At 36.5% G+C, this 7,613-nt stretch carries 7 protein-coding genes; all 7 read left to right on the top strand.

Going from position 1 to position 7,613, the window contains the following annotated elements; genetic code table 11:
- The first annotated feature begins 436 nt into the window (after positions 1–436).
- The 7 genes from AFK68_RS19150 to AFK68_RS19120 all read left to right on the top strand — a co-directional run bounded on the left by AFK68_RS19150 (position 437) and on the right by AFK68_RS19120 (position 7,278).
- Positions 437–1,168: a 15,16-dihydrobiliverdin:ferredoxin oxidoreductase gene (locus AFK68_RS19150; protein WP_094674207.1), complete on the top strand. Its 732-nt coding sequence runs from the start codon at positions 437–439 to the stop codon at positions 1,166–1,168.
- Positions 1,169–1,970: 802 nt separating this feature from the next.
- Positions 1,971–2,741, top strand: coding sequence for a phycoerythrobilin:ferredoxin oxidoreductase (locus AFK68_RS19145; protein ID WP_094674205.1), 771 nt, complete (start codon positions 1,971–1,973; stop codon positions 2,739–2,741).
- A 281-nt stretch (positions 2,742–3,022) separates the two neighbouring features.
- Positions 3,023–3,541 (top strand): phycocyanin subunit beta, encoded by a 519-nt coding sequence (locus tag AFK68_RS19140; protein ID WP_094674203.1) that lies wholly within the window; start codon positions 3,023–3,025, stop codon positions 3,539–3,541.
- Between the two features lie 105 nt (positions 3,542–3,646).
- Complete coding sequence (gene cpcA, locus AFK68_RS19135; RefSeq protein ID WP_094674201.1) at positions 3,647–4,135, top strand: phycocyanin subunit alpha; 489 nt, start codon at positions 3,647–3,649, stop codon at positions 4,133–4,135.
- 326 nt (positions 4,136–4,461) lie between these two features.
- Complete coding sequence (locus AFK68_RS19130; protein WP_094674199.1) at positions 4,462–5,307, top strand: HEAT repeat domain-containing protein; 846 nt, start codon at positions 4,462–4,464, stop codon at positions 5,305–5,307.
- Positions 5,308–5,628: 321 nt separating this feature from the next.
- Complete coding sequence (locus tag AFK68_RS19125) at positions 5,629–6,288, top strand: HEAT repeat domain-containing protein (protein WP_210407502.1); 660 nt, start codon at positions 5,629–5,631, stop codon at positions 6,286–6,288.
- A 402-nt stretch (positions 6,289–6,690) separates the two neighbouring features.
- Entirely contained in the window at positions 6,691–7,278 is a 588-nt protein-coding gene (locus AFK68_RS19120) for a chromophore lyase CpcT/CpeT (RefSeq protein ID WP_094674197.1), read from the top strand.
- Positions 7,279–7,613: the final 335 nt, after the last annotated feature.

The following is a 7,613-nucleotide window of genomic DNA, read 5'->3' as shown; positions in this document are numbered from 1 at the left end:
AACTACCATCAGAAATAAATGACAAAAGCTCAGGTAATTATGATTAGTCAAACGACAAAATAAAAACTCAAATCAAAAATTTTTTCCTGAGCAAAAATCATCCCAGTTTAGTTATTGAATAAGAAACAAACTAAAATAAATAGGGAGTAAGTTTAGTCAGTCAATAGGTAAGCATCAGCTCTTCCTACAGAATGCTTACATTTTCTCAAGCAAAAATGTTAGAAGAAAAGCAGAAAAATTAACAGTCAAACTTATTGCCCATTTCCTATTTATCATATTTCAACAAAAGACTTTATTCAGCAAACTCTACTGATTGACTTTAAAATTTTGACTTTTGACTTTATGAAGGATTGTTGCTTTGTTTCTAAGAAATGAGACTCTGGTGATGGCCATCTATTATTGTCGGAAACGAATTAATATATGACTATAAGTATCGATGTATAGACCATTTCTTGAACATTTAGAAAAAGAGTTATTTAGTAAATTTGACCTACGCAGCCGACCAATTCCTGCTGGTTTAGAAGCTAACGTTAGTAATAGAGGCAAAAATCAAGCCACTATTCAAAGTTGGTGTTACGAGTGTACGGAACTGAGAAAAATACGTTATACCTACATTGATGCAGGAGCAGCAGCTCAAGTATTTAATAGTGTAATTTATCCTAGTTACCACTATGATATTCCACTTTTAGGGATTGACTTATTATCTTTCGGCAAAAATAAAATTATCGTAGTATTAGACATTCAACCTTTATTTCAAGAAGAATCGTACTTGAATAAGTATATAGAACCAATGCGATCGCTACGAGAGAAATATAATGATTTTGCTCAAAACTTAGAAATGAAGTTTTACGATGCCAATCAATATTTTTCTAAATATTTATTATTTGCCAAGACAGATGTAGAAACAGTACAAACTACTTTTTTTCGAGCTTATCAAGATTACATTCGTTTCTATTGGCAAATGTTAGAGCAAGCAGAAATTATTGAGACAGAAGCAGAGATTCAAAAGATAGTTAAAGCCCAAAAAGATTACGATCAATATAGTGCTGAACGAGACCCAGCATCAGGATTATTTAGTAGTTATTTTGGTCATGAATGGTCAGAAAAATTTCTCTACGAATTCTTATTTGAAGATGCTGTACCATTAGCAGTTCCTACTACAGCTTGATGACTTTGTTAACTATTAACTTAAGAATTTAACTCACACCTCTTCAACAATTTCAGAGAGGTGTGAACTGATTTTTATTGATAGTAATCCCTAAAAAATAATTATGGAATTATGGGATAAATTTGATAATTTTCCCAATTATTCCCCCTCTCTCCATTCATTTTTTACCAAAAAATTAAGGTGTAAAGCCTCTCCATTTATGGGAAAAAATCGGAGATTCTCTTAGGGTAAGATGGTGAAGAAACTTCGCTATATTCAATCGATCAAGAGAATAAAAAAATTCATTTTAGCCAATCCTTATATTACAGAATAGGTAATTTTAATTATTGAAGAGAAAAAAACAGCTATGCCATTTTAAAGGGATAAAAAAGGAAATTTCACATTTTCTTCCCTCAAAATATTACAGAATAGGTAATTTTAATTATTGAAGAGAAAAAAACAGCTATGCCATTTTAAAGGGATAAAAAAGGAAATTTCACATTTTCTTCCCTCCTGGGGAAACTGGAGGTATTGATAATGTAAGCATTTCCTGCGGAATGCTGCGCAAACAGCCGTCAGCTCTCAGTCATCAGCAAAGAAATAAGGTCATCAACTAATTTTAATTAGAATTAGTCTTGTACTTTGGCTTGACTATTAGCTGACTGCTGAGGTGCTAATAGCTGAATACTTACCTGATAACTGATAACTGATATAGTGCTACGCATTAAGGCTCTTGACATTTCTAAATCCTAAAACCCTTTATTAGTCTACTATTCCCTATTCCCTATTCCCGTTTCGCGTAGCGCTATAACTGATAACTGAAATGACACCTACTAAAAATATTGTGAATTTGTATCAACCTTTTCTAGATTATGCTTTAACTCAACTAAAGCAAGAACTAGAACTACAACCTTATCCTATCCCCTCTGGATTTGAACATAAAGTTGCTATGACTGGCAAAGGCAAAAAAGAACAAGAAGTCGAGACAACCAGTTATGCCTCTTGTAGTCCCAAACTCCGACAAATTAGAGCAGCTCATGTCCAAGGCGGCAGTGCGCTGCAAGTGTTAAATTTTGTTATATTTCCTCACCTTAATTATGACTTGCCCTTTTTTGGAGCAGACCTCGTTACCTTGCCAGGGGGACATTTAATCGCCATAGATATGCAGCCCTTATTTCGGGATGACCCTAACTATCAAAAAAAGTATACTCAGCCAATATGGGAGACCTTCCAAGAACATCAGAAATATTTACCTTGGGGAGGTGATTTTCCAGAAGAAGCAATCCCATTCTTTTCTCCAGCCTTTCTTTGGACTCGTCCAGAGAAAACCGAGTTAGTTGAGACAAGAGTTTTCGAGGCATTCAAAGATTACCTGCAAGCTTATTTAATTTTTGTAAAGCAAGCAGAACCCATTACTAATCCAGAAAAATTAGCAGAAATTAAGGAAGCCCAACTGCGATATTTAAGGTATCGAGCCGAGAAAGATCCAGCAAGGGGTATGTTTACGAGGTTTTATGGCCCAGAATGGACAGAAGAATACATTCATGGCTTTCTATTTGACCTAGAAAGGAAATTGGCCTTGAATCCTGCCTAAGTTTCCAGCTTCAGAAAAGTTTGTTAATAATTTGTAATAAACAAAAACACAACAGCATTGTATAAAGAATATCTGAAGGGTTTAAAAGATAGGGGAAAATCAAAAAGACCACTGATTAATGAAGTTGAAAGGCTTCTCATAAAAAGTGTCAGATTTTCTCAGGATTATGAAAAAGTCCTAGTCTTACTTTTCCAGGCATGGACACTTAGCCTGAAAAACTAAAAAAATACCCATAGCATCGAAAAGCAACTAAAAAAAAAGCGAATTAGGAGAATTTATCAATGTTTGATGCTTTCACAAAAGTAGTTTCCCAGGCAGACGCCAGAGGTGATTTTGTTACTGCTAGCCAAATTGACGCTTTAAGCGCAATGGTTGCAGATAGCAACAAGCGTTTAGACGCAGTTAACCGTATTACTAGCAACGCTTCAGTTATTGTTGCTAATGCAGCTCGTTCCTTATTCGCAGAGCAGCCTCAGTTAATTGCTCCTGGTGGAAATGCTTATACAAGCCGTCGTATGGCTGCTTGTTTGCGTGACATGGAAATCATTCTACGTTATGTAACTTATGCTATTTTCTCTGGTGATGCAAGTGTACTAGATGACCGTTGTCTCAATGGTCTCCGTGAAACATACTTAGCTCTAGGAACTCCTGGTACTTCTGTAGCATTAGGTGTACAAAAAATGAAAGATGCAGCTATTGCTATTGCTAACGATCCTAATGGTATTACTCCTGGAGATTGCGCCTCTCTAATTGCTGAGATTGGTGGCTACTTCGACCGCGCTGCTGCTGCAGTTGCTTAAAAAAACTGTAAAAAACTTTTTTGTAAGGATGCACCTTAGCATCTCTACAGCTTTTAAAATTGTACCAAAAATTGTACTCACAATCATAAGGGAAGTACCTCAAACATGAAAACTCCTCTAACTGAAGCAGTAACTGCTGCTGATTCTCAAGGCCGCTTTCTAACTAATACAGAAATCAATGCTGCTTTTGGTCGTTTCGGCCGTGCTGCTGCTTGCTTAGACGCTGCTAAAGCTCTGACTGAGAAATCTCAAACCTTGATTGATGGAGCTGCTCAAGCAGTTTACAACAAGTATCCCTACACTACTACAACTCAAGGACCTAACTTTGCTTCTACTCCAGTAGGAAAAGCAAAGTGTTCCCGTGACATTGGTTACTATCTCCGAATGGTGACATATTGTCTAATTGCTGGTGGTACAGGTCCTATGGATGAGATACTCATCGCAGGAATTGATGAAATTAACAAGACTTTCGAGTTGTCTCCTAGCTGGTACATTGAAGCTCTAAAGTATATCAAAGCTAACCATGGTATTACTGGTCAGCCTGCAACTGAAGCTAACAACTATATTGATTACGCTATTAACGCTCTTAGCTAATAGTTGGCACAGTAACTAGGTGGTGAATGTGAAATTAAGATTCACTAAGTTAACTACCGTGAGCTAATATTCAACGTAGCCCGGACAGGTATATAGGTACTGGCCTATGGTTAGTATTTGTTAATCTTTCCGGGCATCGTTATTTCAGTTAACAGTTACAGCGCTACGCGCTAGGGAATAGGGAATAGGGAATAGGGAACAGGGAACAGCAGACTGTCAAAGGGTTTGAGGATTGAAAAATGTCCTAACTTTAATCAGTAGCTATCTATCAGTATTTTTTTGTTTTTATTTTAAGACGGAAGTAAGAAGACCTTATACAGATAAAAATGGAGCAGCAACATTTGGAATTATCATCAGAACAAGTATCAGAAAATGGCGAGTCTCTAACTGTAGAAGAGGCGATCGCTAACCTATGCCATGAAGAGTTAGGTAAACGATATTATGCTGCTTGGTGGTTAGGGAGGTTTAGAGTTAATACTCCTGATGCTATTAATGGTTTACTTGCTGCACTGAAAGATGAGTCTGACCGTACCGAAGACGGTGGATATCCCTTGAGACGAAATGCTGCTCGCGCCCTTGGTAAGTTAGAAGATAAAAAAGCTGTACCTGCTTTAATAGAATGCTTAGAATGTTCTGACTATTATGTAAGGGAAGCAGCAATAGAAGCCTTGGGAATGTTAGGAGACTCTAGTTGTATTCCGGCGTTAATCAAACTTTTAGAGGGAGGTGTCGAAACTGCTGTTTTGATTCCTGGTAAACCTCATTTGATTCAACCCTACGAAGATATTATCGAAGCCTTGGGAACACTTCGAGCTACAGAAGCAATTTCTTTAATTAAGCCTTTTATAGAACATCCGGCAGAAAAAGTCCAATATGCTGCTGCTAGGTCTCTGTATCAACTTACAGGAGAGGCCGTATATGGAGAATATTTGACTAAAGCATTAGAGGGTGACAATTTACAGTTACGACGGTCTGCACTATTAGATTTAGCAGCGATCGGTTATTTACCAGCAGCTAAGGCAATATCAGAAACCTTAGCCGAAAATAGTATGAAATTAATTGCTCTGAAAGGACTTTTAGAACATCACCTCACCATAAATCCAAAAGTTAAAAGTCAAATATTATCAGATGAGGCTATTGGGGTAATGACTTTAATGGACTCACTTTTATAAAATATTTATGCTCAGGAGTAACTACAAAAAGATTTTTTTAGAAGTAATTTAAGTCTCATTAATTAGGTATAATAAAAATGTTATCCTGTTTTTCAAAAACGAATATACTAACTTTCCTCCCATTTCCTAATAAGTGCTATACCATTTCTCAACAATAATTCCATACTTATGCAATACTTTAATGCTATGGATAATTAGTAAAATTAAATAATGTTAAGAGTGATTATCGCCCCTCGTGAATATATATTATTCATATTTTAACTACTTTCCTACTGCCCTCTACTCCCTATTCCCTAATTCCCTACTCTCTAGTCCCTAAGAATGAACAATCAAGCCTCAACAATAGACAATCAACTCATCCGAGCAGTTGAAGAAGCAGACTCTTCTCAAGGCTTAATAGATGCAGTTAAAGATTTAGCAGCAGCTCACATAGAAGAAGCTATCCCAATATTAATTAAGGTCTTGGGCTATAATAACCCAGGTGCAGCAGTAGCAGCAGTTGATGGATTAGTCGAAATAGGAGAACCTGCGGTACTTCCAGTCTTAGAAACACTTGATGGTTATAACTATGGTGCTAGAGCTTGGGCAATAAGAGCATTAGCAGGCATTGGTGACCCTCGTGGGTTAGAAATATTATTAGATAGTGCAGCAAATGACTTTTCTTTTAGTGTACGACGAGGTGCAGCTAGAGGTTTAGGTTTTATTCATTGGGAAAAGTTATCAGAAGCAGAAGTTTCTGATGCTCAACAGCGTGCTTTTCAAATCCTAGTGCAAGTATCTCAAGACCCAGAATGGGTAGTGCGTTATGCTGCTGTTGTAGGTTTGCAAGGTTTAGGAAAAGTAGTGAAAGTTAGTGGTAAAGACTGGTTTAAAGATATTTTGAGTCATATTCATCAAATTAGTGATACAGAGACAACTTTAGCAGTTAGAGCTAGGGCAGAATTTGCTATTGAAGATTTGTATCGAAACAAGAGAGAGTAGGGGAGTAGGGGAGTAGGAGAGTAGGGGAGTAGGGGAGCAGGTAGGGACCTTGCATACAACGTCCGTACAAAGTAGAAATTGGGCAAACAGGGAATAGAAAACAAGAAAAACAACTGTACCTCATTAGCTTGAGAGATGCTATATAATACCAAGCGTGAAAAAAGAATCTTACGAATAATAAGTGTGATTAAAAGATTTTACCGAAAAATTAAGGTTTAAAGCCTCTCCTTTCAAGGAGAAAAAAACAAAAAAATTCCTTTTAACCAATCCTATCTGTTTTAAGAAGAGGTAATTATTAATTATTGAAAAAAGATGTCTTTTTGATAAAAAAGATAATTCCCAACCTAAAAAACGATATTGAAGCCATTCATTCTGACTCCTAATAATTTACTGATAACTGAAATGACTCACTCAACAGATATTACTACCTTGGCGCGTTGGTTCGCTGCTGACTTCAGTAACCAACCACAAGCTTTTGAGAACCCACCCTTCTTCGCCCACATTCGGGTTTGTATGCGTCCACTTCCATATCAACTACTTGATGGACTTAGCCTTTATCTAGAACAAGCTTATGACATTACTCTTAATCAACCATATCGAGTGAGAATTTTAAAATTAGTTCCTTCAGAAGAGCATATAGATATTGAGAATTATGCCATTGAAGAAGAAAAAGAATTTTATGGAGCTTCCCGTGAACCCCAACGTTTAGAAAATCTCAAAACTGAACAGATTAAAAAACTGCCTGGTTGCACCTTTATTACTAAATGGACAGGTAATAGTTTTAGAGGTGAGGTAGAACCAGGAAAAGCTTGTACTGTTGTTCGTAACGGAAAAACTACCTATCTAAACAGTCATTTTGAGATAGATGAACATAAATTTATTAGCCATGACACAGGATGTGACCCGGAAACTGATAAACAAGTCTGGGGAGCGATCGCTGGACCTTTTGAGTTTGTTCGTTGGGCTAGTTTTGCCGATGAAGTTGTATAAGTACCGAAGTCGGGAGTCAGATGTACGAGGAAATGGTCATTTCATTTCAGTTATCAGTTATCAGTATCTCTAAATTACATTGATCGACAATTATGACTTAGACATCAGACCACATATATAGTGTTCATAACTATAACGTTATAGTTTTTCCACTCTTTATATAGTACCATTGCCTAATTCTTGATCATAATCAATTATATAGCAATAAGTCAGATGTAGGAGCAAATGCTTATTTGTTCCTACATTACATTGCTCGACAATTATGACTTATACATCAGACCACATATATAGTGTTCATAACTATAACGTTATAGTTTTTGAACGCTATATATATT

Source organism: Hydrocoleum sp. CS-953 (assembly GCF_002260545.1).
GTDB lineage: Bacteria > Cyanobacteriota > Cyanobacteriia > Cyanobacteriales > Microcoleaceae > Trichodesmium.
Note: the sequence above shows the minus strand (reverse complement) of the source record. Positions and strands in the feature narration are given on the sequence as shown.

What these genes read in the sequence shown, in the direction of transcription:
- AFK68_RS19150 (WP_094674207.1), top strand. Translation starts at nt 437, where the DNA reads ATGTATAGACCATTTCTTGAACATTTAGAAAAAGAGTTATTTAGTAAA.
- AFK68_RS19130 (WP_094674199.1), top strand. Translation starts at nt 4,462, where the DNA reads ATGGAGCAGCAACATTTGGAATTATCATCAGAACAAGTATCAGAAAAT.
- AFK68_RS19140 (WP_094674203.1), top strand. Translation starts at nt 3,023, where the DNA reads ATGTTTGATGCTTTCACAAAAGTAGTTTCCCAGGCAGACGCCAGAGGT.
- AFK68_RS19145 (WP_094674205.1), top strand. Translation starts at nt 1,971, where the DNA reads ATGACACCTACTAAAAATATTGTGAATTTGTATCAACCTTTTCTAGAT.
- AFK68_RS19125 (WP_210407502.1), top strand. Translation starts at nt 5,629, where the DNA reads ATGAACAATCAAGCCTCAACAATAGACAATCAACTCATCCGAGCAGTT.
- cpcA (WP_094674201.1), top strand. Translation starts at nt 3,647, where the DNA reads ATGAAAACTCCTCTAACTGAAGCAGTAACTGCTGCTGATTCTCAAGGC.
- AFK68_RS19120 (WP_094674197.1), top strand. Translation starts at nt 6,691, where the DNA reads ATGACTCACTCAACAGATATTACTACCTTGGCGCGTTGGTTCGCTGCT.